Below are 17,118 nucleotides of genomic sequence, written 5' to 3' on the forward strand. Positions count from 1 at the left end.
CTTTATTTTGACTGATTTGTAGAATCTTTGGGTAGCAGCCCAAAACAGAAGCCACGACCCTTTAGGTTAATAATTAACTGCTCCAATACTGCAGGTGCCCATGGATCTTTTCTAGACCAAATGCCCAAGTGAGCCATGGTGATATCGCCATCCTTTAGATCTCTACTCGCTTTATCCAACAGAAGGTGATTGGGATGCTTCTCGGAATTTAACTCATCCCCCAAGAAACCAGCAGGAGCCCAGCCAATGTGTTGATACCCACACATATCCCCTATTCGTATTAATGTTGGGGAAGTTTTACCGCCTGGAGCACGCCAGATTTTCTGTAATGGCTGGTTTGTCATTTCTTGAAAGCGCTGATCAACCCGGCGAATCTGTTTACACATTGCCGCCTCGTTATATAGAATAATTTCTCCTGCCTTTGGACCAAATTGCGGCTTCTCAAAAACCTGCCCCTTAGGGCCATCCTTCACAAAGTAATCATGGTCGTATGTATGACTGCCAAAATGATTGCCTTCCTTTGCCAATTGCTGCCAAAAGGGTTTCCAAGAATCATCTAAAGCAAAGTCGCCGCGGTAAGTTTTTTCATTGGCCAAGAAAAAAGTAGCCTTTACGTTTTGCCGCTTAAGAATCTCAGCTACTTTTTCAGCTACAGACATGTTGCCAGTATCGAAGGTGAGGTAGACCTTCTTGCTACATTCTGCGACTTGAGCATTGGCGACCAATGAAAAACAGCCGAGCATAAGCACGGCTGCGATACGGATGAATGCGTTAGGACTTAGGCACTTCATGATATTAATTATTCCCATCCAGCCCTTGGAGTGAAAAATACACCATGTGGTGACTTACCAACCGGAATCACTGCTACCAACTTCATTGTTGGGATATCTATTACCCCAACTTTTTTGGAAAAGCGGAAAGTGACCCACATTGTTTTACCATCTGGGGTAATTTCCATATCGTCTGGACCAGCCGGCAGCCCAGTGATATCGCCCACCTTCTCCAAGGTTTGCATATTGATCAAGCTGATCGTAGAAGAAATCCGGTTGCTTACAAATACATGTTTTTTATCCCCTAAAGGACGGAAGTTATGGGCGCCCTTCCCTGTAGGGATACGCTTTACTTCTTTGCGATTTTTCCAATCAATTACTTGAACATAATCCTCACCTGTAATACCCACTAAGAGATATTGATCGCCAGGCGTCATCCACAAACCAGCAGGCACTTTACCCGTGGGCATTACCCACAATACATTTTGTGTTTCAAGATCAATTGCGGCAAGCTCACTGGAGTCTTGCAATGTAATAAATGCAATTTTACTATCCGATGTAAAAGCAATGTGACTGGGTGTCTTACCTAACTTTACGGTCTTGGCTAATTTAAGATTCGCACTGTCGGCAGCATAAATATCCACTCGATCTAAGCGATTGCCATTGGCTATAAACCATTTGTGATTTGGGGAGTAACCAATTTGGTATGGATCAATAATGTTCGGAATCTTGCCAGTCAACTCACCCGTGGTTGGATTCATCAATACAACATCATTACCTGCAGCATTGGCAATCAATAATGATTTTTGATCAGGGGTCATCATGAGGTGATGAGGCTCTTTACCAACCGGGATTGTTTTAACAACCTCATGCGTGTTCATATCGATCAAACTGACAGATGCAGAACCAGAATTCAGAATCACCGCCAACTTGGGTTGACTTGCAGGAGTTGCTGAGGCTACGGGGCTAGTGGTTTGCCCAAAGGCAGTTTGATTAGCAACCAGAAGTGCCAATAATGCAGAGGCTGCGATTGTGCGAAAACCTCTAATCTTGATAAATTTGTACATCCCTCCATTGTAAGCAATTGGGGGGACTAAATAGACCTCAAAATCCAGTGGATATGCTTCGGATTTGACCTAGCGCAAGCTTACTAAAACCTTTTCGAGACGCTTTAAGGACATCGGGGTTGGGGTTTTAAGCTCTTGAGCATATAAAGCCACCCTCAACTCTTCCAACTGCCAACGAAAATCCGCTAAAGCCTGATCCTCAGCCATCGCATAAGAGGCAGACCCCTTGTTACCCTGCATCAGTTTTTGCCAAGGCCTTGCAACCGATTCCCAATCTTTTTGGCATTGGGCATCACGACTAGGGTTGGATCGTAATTTATCAATCCGCATCGCAATTGCTTTTAAGTAGCGTGGCACATGGACTAATTGGGAATACGGTATCTCAGCCACGAACTTCGGAAATATCAGCCCCTGTATCTGCGTCTGAATATCGGTATAGGCACTTAGTGATGCTGCTTTTGCACTAGTCACCTTTTTTTGCAAATCAGCATGAGCTTGCAATGCATTCAATGCGTGACGAGAAATCTCTTGGGCAATGAGCGCCAATCTTGGCTTTCCTGCTTGTAATCGCTCTGCAAATTGTTCTGCATTCACCGGAAGTTGTTCGGTCATAAAAGCACGCTCAAGGGCAATGTTCAGAATCTGATCAATCAAACCCTCTACCGATCCCACATTGATAAATAGCAAACCCAATTCACGAATACCGGGTAATTGTTTTTGCAGAGCTTTGAGCGTGTCTTTATTGCTCAGCGCAAATAAGCGACGTAGTCCTAAAGCATGCTGTTTGCGAGCCTCTTCCAAATCATCAAATACTTCGAGATCACAAAAGTCAACGCGATCTACTAAGGCTGGGTAGCCAAACAGAGTTTTATTCCCCTTTTGGATCTCTAAAGTTTCTGGCAACTCACCAAACTCCCAAGCGCGGTAGCCACCCTGCTCTACCTTACGAGTGGTATCGGCGGTATTTGCACCTCCGTTTGCATTGGATTTAGATTTTTCACCGCGGGGTGGCTCCATCCCCAACTCGACCTGAGCAGTCTCTTGTGCAATCGCTTGAAAGGCATTGCGGGCGGTCTGCCCATAATCTGAACGCAAGCGAGCCAAGTTGCGCTCTACCTCGAGCTGGCGTCCATGTTCGTCAATCAGACGGAAATTCATCGAGGAATGCAGTGGCAATGACTCTGGTCTAAAGTCTGTGCGCTTAATTTCTAAGCCGCGCTCTTTGCGAATATCGCCAATCAGACTATCTAAAAAATCTCCGACGCCAAATTGCTTTTCTTCTAACTTACGCTCAAGAAAAGACTTTGCATAATCTGGCAATGGCACGCAATGGCGCCTGAGTTTTTGTGGCAATGATTTAAGAAGCAGCAATACCTTCTCCTCACACATGCCAGGCACTAGCCATTCACAACGACGGCCATCCACTTGATTAAGCTGGGTCAAAGGAACAATAAGGGTTACACCGTCCTTTGGGCTGCCAGGCTCGAAATGATAGGTAAGACTCAGCTGTGCACCACCGACTAACATCGTCTTTGGATAGCGATCTACGGTAATACCAGCCGCCTCATGGCGCATTAAGTCCGCTTTCTCTAGGCGAAGTTGAGCATCAAGACCTTTTTCAGTATTCCTATCTTTCGTTAGCCATGCTTTAAGACTTTCACGACTACGCACTTCTTTAGGTATTCGAGATTCATAAAAAGCAAATAGCAAATCATCATCTACCAATACATCTGGTCGACGAGAGCGATGTTCTAAGGCTTCGATTTCTTTAATCAAGCGACGGTTATGCCAAAAGAATCCAAATATATTAGGATATTTTTTCTTGGCATCAGTTTCTGTTTCCCGTTGAAGCGCAGGTGTATCCATGCGCCCAAACATTTCTTCCTGCACCAGGGCTTGGCCAATAAATAACTCCCTGGTTTCCTCGGGGTTGTGCGGCTCATACCGAACCCTACGACCATGATAAATAGGCAATCCATACAAAGTGCCCCGCTCAAACGCCATCACCTCGCCCTGACGGTTATCCCAGAAAGGATCGCTAAGGGATTTGATTAGACGATGTGCCGCAACACGCTCCACCCATTGGGGCTCGATCTTTGCGATCGTCCTGGCATACATGCGATTGGTCTCTTGCAGCTCTCCAGCCAGAATCCAGGCGCCTGCCTTTTTGCCAATAGTAGAACCAGGCCATATAAATGGACGAATACCCCGCGCACCTACATAACCACCAGTTTTGCTATTGCGATCTTGAGATTTCTCATCTTCTTCTTTTTTGGCTACATATCCGAGCAGGCCTGTTAATAAAGAAAGGTGTACCTGCTCATACGTTGCAGCCAAAGCATTTTCTTTCCAGCCCTTCTCGCCTAGCATGGCATGCAGTTGACCATGAACATCGCGCCATTCACGTAAGCGACGTGGTGACAGAAATTTGCTTTTACACAGACTCTCTAGCTGTCGGTTGCTATGCTTGTGTTGTAAAGCATCTTGATACCAGTTCCAGAGTTTGACGAAACTCAGAAACTCAGAGCGTTCATCAGCAAACTGTAGGTGGGCTTGATCTGCTGCTGCGGCCTGATCCATGGGGCGATCACGTGGGTCTTGTGTTGCCAAAGCAGATGCAATAATGGTGACTTCTTTTAAGGCATTCTGCTCTTTAGCAGCTAAGAGCATTCTGCCAATGCGCGGATCAAGGGGTAAGTCTGCTAATTGTTTGCCAATAGCCGTGAGCTTGAAACTGTTATTAATATCCTTGCCATCTGCTGGCTCTGATTCATCGAATTCAATTGCGCCTAATTCATCCAAAAGTTGCACGCCATCAGCAATGGCTCTACCCAAGGGTTTATCAATAAAGGGGAAATGCTGGATCTTGGGTAAGCGTAAGGAGCTCATGCGCAACAGCACTGCAGCTAACGAGCTACGCAATATCTCTGGATCAGTAAATTTAGGCCGACCTAGATAATCTTGCTCGCTATATAAGCGTACACAGATGCCATCCGATACACGACCGCAACGCCCAGCCCTTTGATTGGCAGCAGCTTGCGAGATGGGTTCAATTTGTAATTGCTCTACCTTATTGCGATAGGAATAGCGCTTGACTCTCGCCAATCCACTATCGATCACATACCGAATGTTCGGCACTGTCAACGAGGTCTCTGCAACGTTGGTTGTCAGAATAATCCGTCGCCCATTGCCTGGGCTAAAGACCCTCTCTTGCTCAGCGACTGACTGACGAGCAAATAAACTGAGAATCTCGGGATGAAAGCGTTGCTGTAAGACATGATCTTTACGTAAGGATTCTGCGCAATCGCGTATCTCACGCTCGCCTGGTAAGAAGACCAATACGTCCCCTGCGCCCGCTGCTCCTTCTCGCCATAAACTGGCGATCTCTTCTGTCACCGCATCCGGAATTTCCTTGGCAGTTTTGGATTCTTTTTTGCCATCTGGCTTAGCATCCGGCTCCAGCGGTGCGTAACGTTGCTCTACCGGAAACAATCTACCGCTAACTTCGATAACGGGCGCTACCTTGCCATTAATAGAAAAGTGTTCGGCAAAACGCTGCGCATCGATGGTTGCCGATGTGATGATGAGTTTGAGGTCCAGCCGTTTAGGAAGTAACTGCCTCAGATAACCCAATAAGAAATCAATGTTCAGACTACGTTCATGCGCTTCGTCAATGATGAGCGTGTCATAAGCACGCAACTGAGGGTCGCGCTGAGTCTCTGCCAGCAAGATACCGTCGGTCATCAACTTGATAGAAGCAGTATGACTAGTCTTATCAGCAAAGCGAACTTGGTAACCTACATCTTGACCAATGGGCGAATCTAGCTCTTGGGCGATGCGCTTGGCCGTAGCGGTGGCTGCAATCCGGCGAGGTTGCGTGTGGCCAATGAGCTTGCCGCCATTAATCGTGCCTCGCCCCAGATCCAAACAGATCTTCGGAAGCTGGGTAGTCTTGCCCGAACCAGTCTCACCGCACACAATCACCACCTGGTGGCTCTGCAGGGCATCCTTGATCAGCTGACGCTGACCAGAGACCGGCAATTCCTCAGGAAACCGAATTTCTAGCTTACGTGAGGTGTTGGAAGCAGGCACAGGCTGTGGCATTGCTTTGGGTTTTTGTTGGTTTATAGGCTCTTGCACCCTATAATTTTCTCACTATGCCAACAAATGCACCGAACCAGGCCTTAATGGCCGAAGAAACGACCTCCAACTTCCCTTTCGTGGGGTGGTTGCGCGATGTTGCGCCCTACATTCATAGCTTCCGTGAGAAGACCTTTGTTATCGCCTTTGCAGGTGAACTTGTCCAAGAAATCGGCCTTGAGAATCTGATTGAAGATATCGCCATGCTTCATGCCATGGGTATGCGAATTGTTCTGGTTCACGGTATCCGCCCACAGATTGAAGAGCAGCTCATGCTCCGGAATATTAAAAGCAAGTTTGGCAAGAGCGCCCTGAACAGCTATCGGATTACTGATGCAGCCGCACTAGAGTGTGTTAAAGAAGCTGCCGGTGAATTGCGTCTTGATATTGAGGCAGCATTTAGCCGTGGCTTGCCAAACACTCCAATGGCTGGCTCACGTATTTCTGTGATCTCTGGCAACTTCATTACCGCAATGCCTGTGGGTGTTGTTGAAGGCACTGATTACATCCATACCGGTTTGGTGCGCAAAGTTGACTCTAGCTCGATTAGACAGTCCTTGGACAGCAACAAAATTGTTTTGCTTTCACCTTTAGGTTTTTCACCAACGGGCCAAGCATTTAATCTGGCATACGAAGATGTCGCAGCATCCACTGCGGCAGCTCTTAAAGCGGATAAGTTAATCTTCTTGAGTCCCTATGCTGGCTTAAAAGATACAGAGGGAGACTTCATCACTGAGCTGTCCATGCCGCAATTGCAAGAATATATCGCGCAGAACAAAGATATGGATCTGGGCATGAAGAGTTTGCTCAATATCTCTGGCAGAGCAATACGGGCAGGCGTTAGCCGGGTGCACTTTTTGCCCTGCAATCAAGATGGCGCACTCCTCGAAGAGCTCTTTACCCATGATGGAATTGGTATGATGCTAGCCTCATCTGATATCGAGAACTTACGTGAAGCCAATCAAGATGATGTTGGCGGTATTTTGCAGTTGACGATGCCTTTGGAAGATGAAGGCATCTTGGCGGCTCGTGGACAAGACGTGATTGAACGTGATATTCAGCGCTTCTCAGTGATAGAGCATGACCGCGTTCTCTTTGGTTGTGCCGCCCTCTTCCCATTTCCAAATGGCGTTGGTGAATTAGCCTGTCTTGCTGTTGATCCAGATGTTCAAGGGTCGGGTGATGGCGAGCGTCTACTCAAGCGTGTTGAAATGCGCGCTAAGCAAGAAGGTATAAAAAAATTATTTGTTCTCACCACCAGAACTGAGCACTGGTTCTTAAAGCGTGGCTTTAAACGGGCAACGGTCGATGATCTGCCAGAAGAAAGAAAACAGATTTATAACTGGGACCGTAAGTCCATGGTTTTAACTAAAGATCTATAAGAAAACTAAGCAACTTCAGAATTACTAGAAAGGTATTACAGATGGCACGCATGGTTCAATGTATCAAACTCAATAAAGAAGCTGAGGGAATGGATTTTGCCCCGCTTCCAGGCGAGCTAGGTAAGAAGGTTTGGAATCAAGTATCCAAAGAGGCTTGGGCTGCTTGGTTAAAGCACCAAACAATGCTGATTAATGAAAACCGCCTCAATATGGCTGACCCACGTGCACGCCAATACCTCTTAAAGCAGGTGGAAAAGTACTTCTTTGAGGGTGGTGCTGATATGGCTCAAGGTTACGTACCCCCTGCAGAGTAATTAAAAATTGATTGCCGTATTGCAGCAAATACTTTATTGAAAAATATATTTTGGATTGCTGTTGACACTGCCAGAGATAGGCGTAGGATGAAGCTGTGGTGAGGCAGTTTTGGTGCCCCGCTACATTGGCGAAAGCCACTCTAAATAAGTACATCTATGTACTTATAGGCCAAGGAACTAAATACCTTCCGAGAGCCTACGCCATGCATACCATGGCAAATAAACCCGATGGGCATACCCCGTCGGGTTTTTTAATTTCTACAGTGCAATTCTTTCAACGCCAGCAGCGTTGCTGACCAATAGAATATTGGCTTTTTCTTTAGCAAATAAGCCAACAGTGATCACGCCAGCAATTTGATTGATCTGCGCTTCCATCTGAATAGGGTTGGCAATCTTGAGACCCGCTACATCCAAGATCCAGCCACCGTTGTCCGTTACAAATGGCTCGCTTAGCGTTTGGTTCAGATCGGCACGGGTATTCTTGGTCAAGCGCAAAGACACTTTGCCGCCAAACTTCTCTAGCTCTCTGCTAACCACGCCTTTAGCAAGCGGAATGATTTCAACTGGCAATGCAAAATTACCCAGAACCGGCACCTGCTTAGATGAATCGCAAATGCAGATGAATTGCTTTGCCATGGAGGCAATAATTTTTTCTCTGGTGAGCGCTCCGCCGCCACCCTTAATCATATGACCCAAGGGATCGATTTCATCTGCGCCATCAACATAGGCTGGCAGACCTTGCACATCATTTGGGTCCAGCACCTTAAAACCATGTTTGAGCAAGCGCTCAGTGGTCGCGTTAGAGCTCGATACCGTGCCCGCAAAATGATCCCTATGTGGAGCAAGTGCATCAATAAAGCAATTGGCAGTCGAGCCTGTACCAACACCCAAAACCTGCCCAGCGGGTAATTTGAGAACTTCGTCTCTAGCTGCCTCGCCCACCATTTGCTTTAGTTGATCTTGGTTCATATAGCTATCAAATGCCTTTACTGGAACTGAGTAATTAATCCATCTATCATATGATATCTATCAGAAAACCACCCTAGAGCCGCGAGCAAGCCCATGAATAGCACCCCTTCGTCACTAAGCCAACTAGAGCAACTCAAGAAACTCACCACGGTTGTGGCTGATACAGGCGATTTTGAGCGCATGCAGGCCTTTCAGCCGCAAGATGCGACTACCAACCCCTCCCTGATTCTGAAGGCTGCTCAACAAAGTAATTACCAAGATTTGGTCCGGTCGGTCAAAGCAACGCATCCAGGCATGAGCCCGACCGATTTGGTGGATTACATCTTGGTTGCGTTTGGTTTAGAGATTCTGAAGATTGTTCCAGGACGCGTTTCTACAGAAGTAGATGCCAGACTCTCATTCGACACCAAGAGCACTGTAGCTAAGGCCAAGCATTTAATTACCCTTTACGAATCTCGTGGAATTGATCGTAAACGCATTCTGATTAAATTAGCGGGCACATGGGAAGGCATTGCCGCCGCCAAAGAATTAGAGACGCAAGGCATCCATTGCAATATGACTCTGCTCTTCTCACTCGTGCAAGCGGCTGCATGTGGTGCCGCCAATGCCAAACTCATTTCTCCATTTGTGGGTCGTATCACTGATTGGAATAAAGCGAAGTTAGGCAGCAACTGGAGTGATAGTGCCAATGGCGGTGCAAATGATCCAGGCGTCACTTCCGTTAAGAGGATCTTTCACTATTACAAACACTTTGGCATCCCTACTGAAATCATGGGGGCCAGCTTTCGTAATACTAGCCAGATCCTAGAGCTAGCGGGTTGTGACCTCTTGACTATTAGCCCAGAGCTGTTAGCTGAGCTCCAGAGCAGCCATACCTCAGTCGAGGTAAAACTCGATGCTGCTAATGCCAAAGCAGCGTTAGAGGCGGAAGGCATTGCACCGCTAAAACTAGATGAATCCAGTTTCCGCCTGCAGCTCAACAATGATGCAATGGCTACCGAGAAATTGGCTGAAGGGATTCGGAACTTCTGCGTGGATACCGAGAAGTTGGAATCACTACTAGCCAAGTAATTACTTCTTGGCGGTATTGATGCCTAGTATTGAGTAAGCTGGGCAGTTACCGAATATTCCGGTTAATAAAGGAATAACGCCAATCCAAGCCCATGGGCCAGTAATACCAAAACCAGCTAAGCCCATTAGCGTGACGCCAACAGTCATTCGTAGAACGCGATCAGTATGTCCGATATTGCATTTCATATGAAGCTCCTTGTTTTACTTGGCAGCTTTGTCAGATACTTTAGCTAGGCGCTGTCTTAATGCCTCATATAAGCATACGCCACTTGCAACAGATACATTCAAACTAGACACAACACCCTGCATAGGGATACGCACTAGCTCATCACAGGTTTCTTTTGTAAGGCGACGCATCCCCTCACCTTCAGCCCCCATCACAATCGCAATCGGGCCTGTGAGATCGATGTCATAGATCGATTTAGTAGCCTCGTCATCCGTTCCAATTAACCAAACACCCGCTTCTTGCATTTCTTTCATGCTGCGAACGAGGTTGGTCACCGTAATGACTGGCATCACTTCTGATGCACCACTAGATACCTTGCTAACGGTAGCATTAACCGATGCGGAGCGATCCTTGGGAACCACTACAGCATCTACGCCAGAGCCATCTGCTACACGCAAGCAAGCACCAAAGTTATGGGGATCAGTAATGCCATCTAAAACCAAAAACAATGGTTTTTTCTGAGCACTCTCAGCATCCTCAACCACTTCAGTGACAGTGCGTGCCACAGTCATTTTTTCAGCCAAAGCAACAACACCTTGGTGACGATCATGCCCTGTCAACTTATGGAGGCGCTCTGCATCTGCTGCATGCAAACGCTCACCCAAAATCTCTTCGGCTTGCTTTAAAAAATCCCCCATGCGTCTATCACGTCGACCCGAGTCAAAGTACACAGACTTCAAGCTATCTGGGTCCACCCTTAAGCGCGCCTGTACCGCATGAAATCCTACTAATATTTGCTTCATCTTATTTTTCTATTCAATCTTTATTTACGGCGTGCTTTAGTGCTGCGAACTGGAGGCTTACTGCCTGCAGGCTTGCCGACGGTTCTACCAGGCTTTGCCTTGCCATTTTTGCGAGTGGCTTTACTCTTTGACTGGTTAGCACCCAGAGTTCCAGCAGATTTAGCTGCATTAACATTGATGCCACTTGGCTTTTGTGGAACCTTGTTGTCAGAACGACCTCTTTGAGGGGCTGCTTTTTTATTGGGTCTACCGGTATCCGTTGCCAACAACAACTGGCGACGGTTAGAAGAGCCGCCTGGCTCTGCGCCAACGGATTTGACGAGACTAAATTCAATCTTGCGCGCATCTAAGTCAACTCGACTGACCAATACATGCAAACGATCGCCTAAGCGATAACGAATACCAGTACGCTCTCCACGCAATTCTTGGCGCGCTTCGTCATATTGGAAGTAATCTCCGCCAAGCTCAGTGACATGCACCATGCCTTCAACAAAGAGATTCTCTAGTTGAATAAATAATCCAAAGTTCGCAACACCGGTGACAGTACCAGCATATTCTTGACCTAAATGGTCACGCATGTAGTAACACTTGAGCCAAGCTTCTACGTCACGTGAAGCTTCATCAGCACGACGCTCATTGGATGAGCAGTGAACACCTAGTTGACCCCAAATTGGTAATGCGGCATTAGCCCCTTTAGGTGGCTTAGTGCCTTTGGCTGCCCCGGCTTTTGCATCGCTTTGGGATTTCTTGGCATTGACTGCATTCTCACGACCCTTACCTTTACGTGGCAAAGTGAGATTGAGTGGAACCTTCGGCGGCAATACCGGCACGTATGGTTTTTTCTGAAGAATCGACTTGATCACGCGATGCGTTAGCAAATCGGGATAACGGCGGATCGGGCTTGTGAAATGAGAGTAAGCTGGGTAAGCCAAGCCAAAGTGGCCTTCATTATCGGGCTGGTACATCGCCTGCTGCATGGAGCGCAATACCACTGACTGCAACATATTGGCATCGGGGCGCTCTTTAATTTCACGCATTAATTTAGCGTAGTCACGTGGCCTAGGTTTATCGCCACCGCCTAATGACAGACCTGAAGTTCTCAAAACTTGGCGCAAAGTAACCAACTTCTCTTCTGATGGCTCACCATGTACACGATAGAGACTAAGGTGCCTATTTTTTTCAATAAAGTCGGCTGCACATACGTTAGCAGTCAACATGCACTCTTCAATTAAGCGGTGGGCATCATTGCGAAGGCGCGGCTCAATGCGAAGTATCTTGCCAAGCTCATTACTAATGATTTGTGTTTCAGTTGTTTCAAACTCAATAGCGCCCCGCTTCTCACGAGCAGCCAATAGAATCTTGTAAAGAGAGTAAAGGTTGCCGAGTAATGGGCGGAACTGAGCAAAGCGTGTTGCCTCAGGGCCTTTGCTATTGGAGAGAATCTCCCAAACAGTATCGTAAGTAAAGCGCTGTGCTGAATGCATGACTGCTGGATAAAACTGATAAGCCAAAACAATACCGTTGTTATCCACAACGGAGTCGCACACCATGCACAAACGGTCTACGCCCGGATTCAGCGAGCAAAGACCATTCGAGATCTTCTCTGGAAGCATAGGGATTACACGTCTTGGGAAGTAGACTGAAGTAGCACGCAATAAGCCCTCGTCATCTAATGGCTGACCCGGTTTGACGTAATGGGATACGTCTGCAATCGCCACGATCAAACGCCAAGCCTTAGTCTGGCCGTACATGACGGGTTCGCAATAGACAGCGTCATCAAAGTCTCGCGCATCAGCACCGTCAATAGTGACTAAAGGCACGTCACGTAAATCAACACGACCTTCTAGATCGGATTGCTGGACTGTATCTGGCAATGCCGCAGCCTCTTTCATAGCGGCGGCAGAAAATTCATGGGGGACGCCATACTTACGTACAGCGATTTCGATTTCCATACCGGGGTCGTCAATCTCACCCAATACTTCAACTACACGCCCAACTGCCTGACGATAGCTATCTGGGTAATCAATAATCTCTACGCTGACAACCTGGCCTAGCTTCGCTTGTCCTTGACCCTTAGGCGGAATCAAAATGTCATGACCAATGCGCTTATCTTCTGGCGCAACAATCAGAACACCGTTTTCATTTAAGAGACGACCAATCACTACTTTATTAGCGTGCAGAACTACTTCAACAATCTGCCCTTCTGGGCGACCACGTCGATCCGTTCCTAGCACCCTGACATTGACTCTGTCGCCGTGCATGACGCGTGACATTTCTCTTTCTGACAGAAAGATATCCTCACCACCATCATCGGGAATAACAAATCCAAATCCATCTCGATGCCCTTGAACTGTTCCTAAGCGGTCAGCCTCACGTGGCATCAAGTCTTTTGCTTTACGCATTTAATTCCTTCGGCAATACATGCCCTGTATATATCTACTGATATCTATATTTGTTATGAATAAGGCTACTGTATCAAACCACCAAGTCTGAGGGGAAAAAGCCCAATGGGGATAGAAATGACCTCAAAACGCCCATCCCTCTATAATAAGGGCATGCCCAGGTGGCGAAATTGGTAGACGCACCAGCTTCAGGTGCTGGCGATCGTAAGGTTGTGGGGGTTCGAGTCCCTTCCTGGGCACCAAATACACCTACAAAGACCTATATGGGGACCAAAGCCCTTTTTACAATAGGCAAGTACTCTAAGCGCCCAAAGAAAAACCGCCCTAAGGCGGCTCATTCTTCAATTAGCTAAAACTCTGATCACCAAGCCTGTTTCTTGCCATCAATCCAAGTTTCTTTAACTTTGATATTACGGATTTCATCTACAGCAGTTGCGCGAGGATTCTTCTCCAGAACAACTAAATCAGCCTGCTTACCCACTTCCAGACTGCCAATCTTGTCATCGGAGAACATTTCATAAGCCGGATTAATGGTGACTGCACGAATAGCCTGATCCACACTGACACGTTGATTAGGCCCAAGCACCTGACGAGCAGGCTTTTGCCATAAACGACCCGCACCTTCAGAGATGTAATTGAGAGGACCTACGTTAGAAACTGGAGAATCGCTGTGATATGCATAGCGTGCTCCAAGCTTTTGGAAGCTCGCCGATGGATCAATTCGATTAGCTCGCTCTGGCCCAATCAAATGATTATGGAAAGCCTCCCCCCAATAGTCGACATGCCCAATCGTAAATCCTGGGATAGCGCCAATTTTTACCGCCCTGCTTACCTCATCTGGAGTATTCACCGTAAAGTGCTCGATACGCAGACGGCGCTCTTTTGGATTGGGGTTGCCGGCTAATAATCTCTCATAGTTAGATAAGGTTTGATCAATTGCGCGGTCGCCATTAGCATGCACGGCCAATTGCCAGCCTTGATCAAAGTAGATTTTCATTTGCTGATAAAGGTCTTCAGTCTGATAATCCAAATTACCGCGGTTAGCAGTATTTTTTGGATAGACATATGGATCGTTTAAAGCCGCTGTTAAGCCTTGAGTAGATCCATCAGAAATAAACTTGACACCAATAAAGCGTAAACGATCATTACCCTCGTTTGGCTTTAAGCCAGTATATCCAGCGGGGATCGCTGGGCCATATAAATAACCACGTACCCGAATTGGCATGGCGTCATTTGCGAATAAAGATTGGTACAGTTTTACTTCCTGATCTAGCCCCAAGTCAAAACCAACAGTAATCTCTGCAGAGGTAGTCACACCGCTAGATGCAATGTTGTTAACAGTTTTCTTGATAGCATTTACCAAGTCTGCGATAGGTGGCTTAGGCATCTTTGCCATAAACGGCGCATAAGTTGGCGGCTCAATTAGCACACCAGTCAACTTTCCTGCTGCATCTTTGACATATACTCCGCCGCCGCCAGGATTGGGCGTGCTTTCTGTAACGCCAGCCAATTCCAATGCTTTATGGTTTACGTAACCAATATGCCCTGATTGATTAATGATAAAAATCGGCACTGTAGTGGATACCTTATCCAAAACATCCGCGTTCAACTCAGTCATAAACGGATCGGTGCGCGATGGATCAACACCAAAACCAAAAAGCCACCCTCCCGGAGGAATGCTACTCAACGCAGCTTTCATCTTTGCGCTCAATGTACCCAATGAGTCATACGGCAAATTAAAATTGGAGAGATTTAAGCCCAATACCTCAGTCATGGCTGTGCCAATGATATGAACATGAGGCTCAACAAAACCTGGCATCAAGGTTTGACCCTGAAGATCCACAACCTTAGTTGAGCTAGATTGCCATTCTTTTGTAACGACATCTTTTTTTCCTACAGCAACAATTTTTCCGTTCTGCACTGCCAATGCTTGAGCCTGCTCATTTTTTGGGTTTACCGTAAGAATAGGGCCACCATAAAATATAGTATCTGCATTTCCACCCGCAATAACTGATTGCGCAACTAGGCACATTGCTGCGAGAGCGATTCGATTGATATATCGCATTTTTACCTTCAGAAAAGTTGGTTTAAGATGATTCTAACAGCGCAAAGTTGACCCTTAGCCACGGACTTCGTAACCCCGAATGATCTTGCCGTAAGTTGGCTTAAATTTACTGTAAGCTTTAATATAGAGGCTATAAACAGAAACCTGCGCCCCTTGATAAACCCATCCAAACCTGCCCTTCTAAAAAGTACTACCCTCAAAGGGAAGAGCATTAGTCTTTTTTCTGCTACTGCCCTCGGTATTGGTGGAATGATGGGTGCCGGGCTGTTCTCTCTGCTGGGTACCGCTAGTGCTCATGCTGGAACGCATATTCCCCTCGCCTTTTTGTTGGGGGCGATTGCCGCTTCTTTTTCGGTCTATTCATATGCTAAATTAGGAGCCACCTTCCCCAGTAGCGGAGGAGCAGCTACCTTCACAGTCATGAGTTTCGGTCCCGGCCTGATTTCAGGTGGACTCAATGTATTTCAATACATTGCCTACCTTATCGCCGCCGCACTCTACGCCGCAGGCTTTGCCGAATACTCCAATACTTTGCTAGGCCGACATTTATCCCCCGCAGAAACCAAACTCATTGGTGCCGTGATAGTGATTCTTTGTGCCGGCATTAATTTACTAGGCACTGATATCGTTGGCAGAGCTGAAATGCTTGCCATTGGATTTGTAACACTTGCACTGATCTTATTTTCTATAGATGGCATACATGTTGCGGATGTTAGTGCATTTAAGATGACCAATTGGTCGATCAATGGTATTGCGATTGCTACAGGAATTCTATACATCAATTACCAAGGCTTTGGTGTAGTAACCAACTCATCCAATGCCATGCAAGTACCCCATAAAGAGTTACCGCTAGCAATGTTCTTCGCCCTGATTTTGGTAACTATTGCGTATATATTGGTCAGCACCGCAGTGGTCCTCCTCCTTACTCCAGCCCAAATGATTATTGATAGTGGACGTGTCTTAGCCGATGCCGCCCAAATAGTTGCTGGGAAGATTGGTTTTGTTGTCATTGGAGCCTCCGCCCTCCTAGCATGTGCAGCAGCACTCAACGCCACCATCTTTGCAGCTTCGAATATTGCAGCCGATATGGCGCAAAAGAATTCGGTCTCAGAGGCCTTGGGTGACGAAGTCTTAAAAACAGAGCTTCGCGCATTAACTATTTCAGCGCTGCTAGTAATTGCTTTGGTACTAGCATTTCCATTAGACGTTGTTGGAAAAATGGCAAGCCTTGCCTTTTTATTGGTCTACGCTGCCATTACTTATGGGCATATTCGCGTACGCAATCAAACAGGCGCCAAGCTTTGGCCACTCTGGGCGGCAATCATCATTAACTTGAGTTTGTTTGCCACCCTGTTTATCAATGTAATCGAGACTGCGTCAAATAGTGCAATTGCTTTAGTGGCTGCCCTGGTTGGATCTTTTGCGATTGAGGCAACATCTCGCAAATTCCTCCGAAAGAAATTAAAGTCCCATTGAACGGTGCAAAATTTTAGACTTCATCTCCGCCCACAGACTTTCAAAATCTTCAGTCTTGTCTTCTGATAGTTGTACGGGATCAAAGAGGCCGCCAAAAATAATCGAGCCCTTCTTAACCAATGTCTTATCAAACTCGCCTAAGGATATAGGCCTATCGTCCACATCTCTAGCGAGCTCAGCTGAGCAGACAATCGCATCCACATCATCCCGATCAATGACTGCAAATTCAATAAACTGTTGATTTTTTTCAACGATTACCAAAGTGCCACGCGCATAACAAACCGCCTCATGTGCTTGTACGATATACGCAAGAAATTGATTCTGCTCATCATCACTCTTCATAGGGAGATCATCAATAAAGAATAGGTATTGATCTCCCTCGCCGTGTACCAAAGTAAATACCTTTGGAACAACCCCATGACCCAATGCCAAATTACGGTAATAGGAGGAAATTTCTACTGCAAGATTTTCAGAAAATAAGTGCATATTGATT

General features: G+C 46.6%; 13 protein-coding genes and 1 tRNA gene. 5 read left to right on the forward strand and 9 right to left on the reverse strand.

What is annotated here, in order from left to right; all coding sequences use genetic code 11:
• Nucleotides 1-2 precede the first annotated feature (2 nt).
• The 3 genes from ICN37_RS09310 to hrpA all read right to left on the reverse strand — a co-directional run bounded on the left by ICN37_RS09310 (nt 3) and on the right by hrpA (nt 5,941).
• Nucleotides 3-791 (reverse strand): polysaccharide deacetylase family protein, encoded by a 789-nt coding sequence (locus ICN37_RS09310; RefSeq protein WP_216156962.1) that lies wholly within the window; start codon nt 789-791, stop codon nt 3-5.
• Nucleotides 792-799: 8 nt separating this feature from the next.
• A complete protein-coding gene (locus tag ICN37_RS09315) occupies nt 800-1,837 on the reverse strand; it encodes a cytochrome D1 domain-containing protein (RefSeq protein WP_255538509.1) in 1,038 nt (345 codons plus the stop codon).
• Nucleotides 1,838-1,906: 69 nt separating this feature from the next.
• On the reverse strand, nt 1,907-5,941 hold the full coding sequence (gene hrpA, locus ICN37_RS09320; protein WP_216860965.1) for an ATP-dependent RNA helicase HrpA: 4,035 nt from the start codon (nt 5,939-5,941) through the stop codon (nt 1,907-1,909).
• Between the two features lie 53 nt (nt 5,942-5,994).
• Here hrpA and argA point away from each other — a divergent pair, with 53 nt between their 5' ends.
• Both argA and ICN37_RS09330 read left to right on the forward strand, forming a co-directional pair.
• Nucleotides 5,995-7,359, forward strand: a complete 1,365-nt coding sequence (argA, locus tag ICN37_RS09325) for an amino-acid N-acetyltransferase (protein WP_215321858.1) — start codon at nt 5,995-5,997, stop codon at nt 7,357-7,359.
• 41 nt (nt 7,360-7,400) lie between these two features.
• A complete protein-coding gene (locus tag ICN37_RS09330; RefSeq protein ID WP_046330271.1) occupies nt 7,401-7,673 on the forward strand; it encodes an oxidative damage protection protein in 273 nt (90 codons plus the stop codon).
• Nucleotides 7,674-7,931: 258 nt separating this feature from the next.
• Here the strand turns inward: ICN37_RS09330 and rpiA are convergent, their stop codons facing one another.
• Nucleotides 7,932-8,642 carry a ribose-5-phosphate isomerase RpiA gene (gene rpiA, locus ICN37_RS09335; RefSeq protein WP_216156964.1) on the reverse strand — a complete coding sequence of 237 codons (711 nt, stop codon included), beginning with the start codon at nt 8,640-8,642 and terminating at the stop codon, nt 7,932-7,934.
• A gap of 93 nt (nt 8,643-8,735) precedes the next feature.
• On the opposite strand from rpiA, the gene tal reads away from it, so the two are divergent.
• Nucleotides 8,736-9,713, forward strand: a complete 978-nt coding sequence (tal, locus tag ICN37_RS09340) for a transaldolase (RefSeq protein ID WP_216156967.1) — start codon at nt 8,736-8,738, stop codon at nt 9,711-9,713.
• Here tal and ICN37_RS09345 read toward each other — a convergent pair whose 3' ends face one another.
• From ICN37_RS09345 to rnr, 3 genes are read right to left on the reverse strand one after another with little or no spacing between them, the layout of a single operon-like run.
• Complete coding sequence (locus ICN37_RS09345) at nt 9,714-9,899, reverse strand: DUF2892 domain-containing protein (protein WP_216156969.1); 186 nt, start codon at nt 9,897-9,899, stop codon at nt 9,714-9,716.
• Nucleotides 9,900-9,914: 15 nt separating this feature from the next.
• Nucleotides 9,915-10,682 carry a 23S rRNA (guanosine(2251)-2'-O)-methyltransferase RlmB gene (gene rlmB, locus ICN37_RS09350; protein WP_215359863.1) on the reverse strand — a complete coding sequence of 256 codons (768 nt, stop codon included), beginning with the start codon at nt 10,680-10,682 and terminating at the stop codon, nt 9,915-9,917.
• Between the two features lie 20 nt (nt 10,683-10,702).
• A complete protein-coding gene (gene rnr, locus ICN37_RS09355) occupies nt 10,703-13,084 on the reverse strand; it encodes a ribonuclease R (protein WP_216156971.1) in 2,382 nt (793 codons plus the stop codon).
• Between the two features lie 155 nt (nt 13,085-13,239).
• Here rnr and ICN37_RS09360 point away from each other — a divergent pair.
• A tRNA-Leu gene (locus tag ICN37_RS09360) sits at nt 13,240-13,326 on the forward strand.
• 119 nt (nt 13,327-13,445) lie between these two features.
• On the opposite strand, the gene ICN37_RS09365 is transcribed toward ICN37_RS09360, so the two are convergent.
• Nucleotides 13,446-15,149 carry an amidohydrolase gene (locus ICN37_RS09365; RefSeq protein ID WP_216156973.1) on the reverse strand — a complete coding sequence of 568 codons (1,704 nt, stop codon included), beginning with the start codon at nt 15,147-15,149 and terminating at the stop codon, nt 13,446-13,448.
• A 153-nt stretch (nt 15,150-15,302) separates the two neighbouring features.
• Here ICN37_RS09365 and ICN37_RS09370 point away from each other — a divergent pair, with 153 nt between their 5' ends.
• The gene (locus tag ICN37_RS09370) at nt 15,303-16,625 is read left to right on the forward strand and encodes an APC family permease (RefSeq protein WP_216156975.1); all 1,323 of its coding nucleotides are present in this window, start codon (nt 15,303-15,305) and stop codon (nt 16,623-16,625) included.
• Here ICN37_RS09370 and ICN37_RS09375 read toward each other — a convergent pair.
• Nucleotides 16,611-17,111: a hypothetical protein gene (locus tag ICN37_RS09375; protein WP_216156977.1), complete on the reverse strand. Its 501-nt coding sequence runs from the start codon at nt 17,109-17,111 to the stop codon at nt 16,611-16,613. The two genes, ICN37_RS09370 and ICN37_RS09375, sit on opposite strands and share 15 nt — an antisense overlap.
• Nucleotides 17,112-17,118: the final 7 nt, after the last annotated feature.

It is taken from the genome of Polynucleobacter sp. P1-05-14 (assembly GCF_018881675.1).
GTDB lineage: Bacteria > Pseudomonadota > Gammaproteobacteria > Burkholderiales > Burkholderiaceae > Polynucleobacter.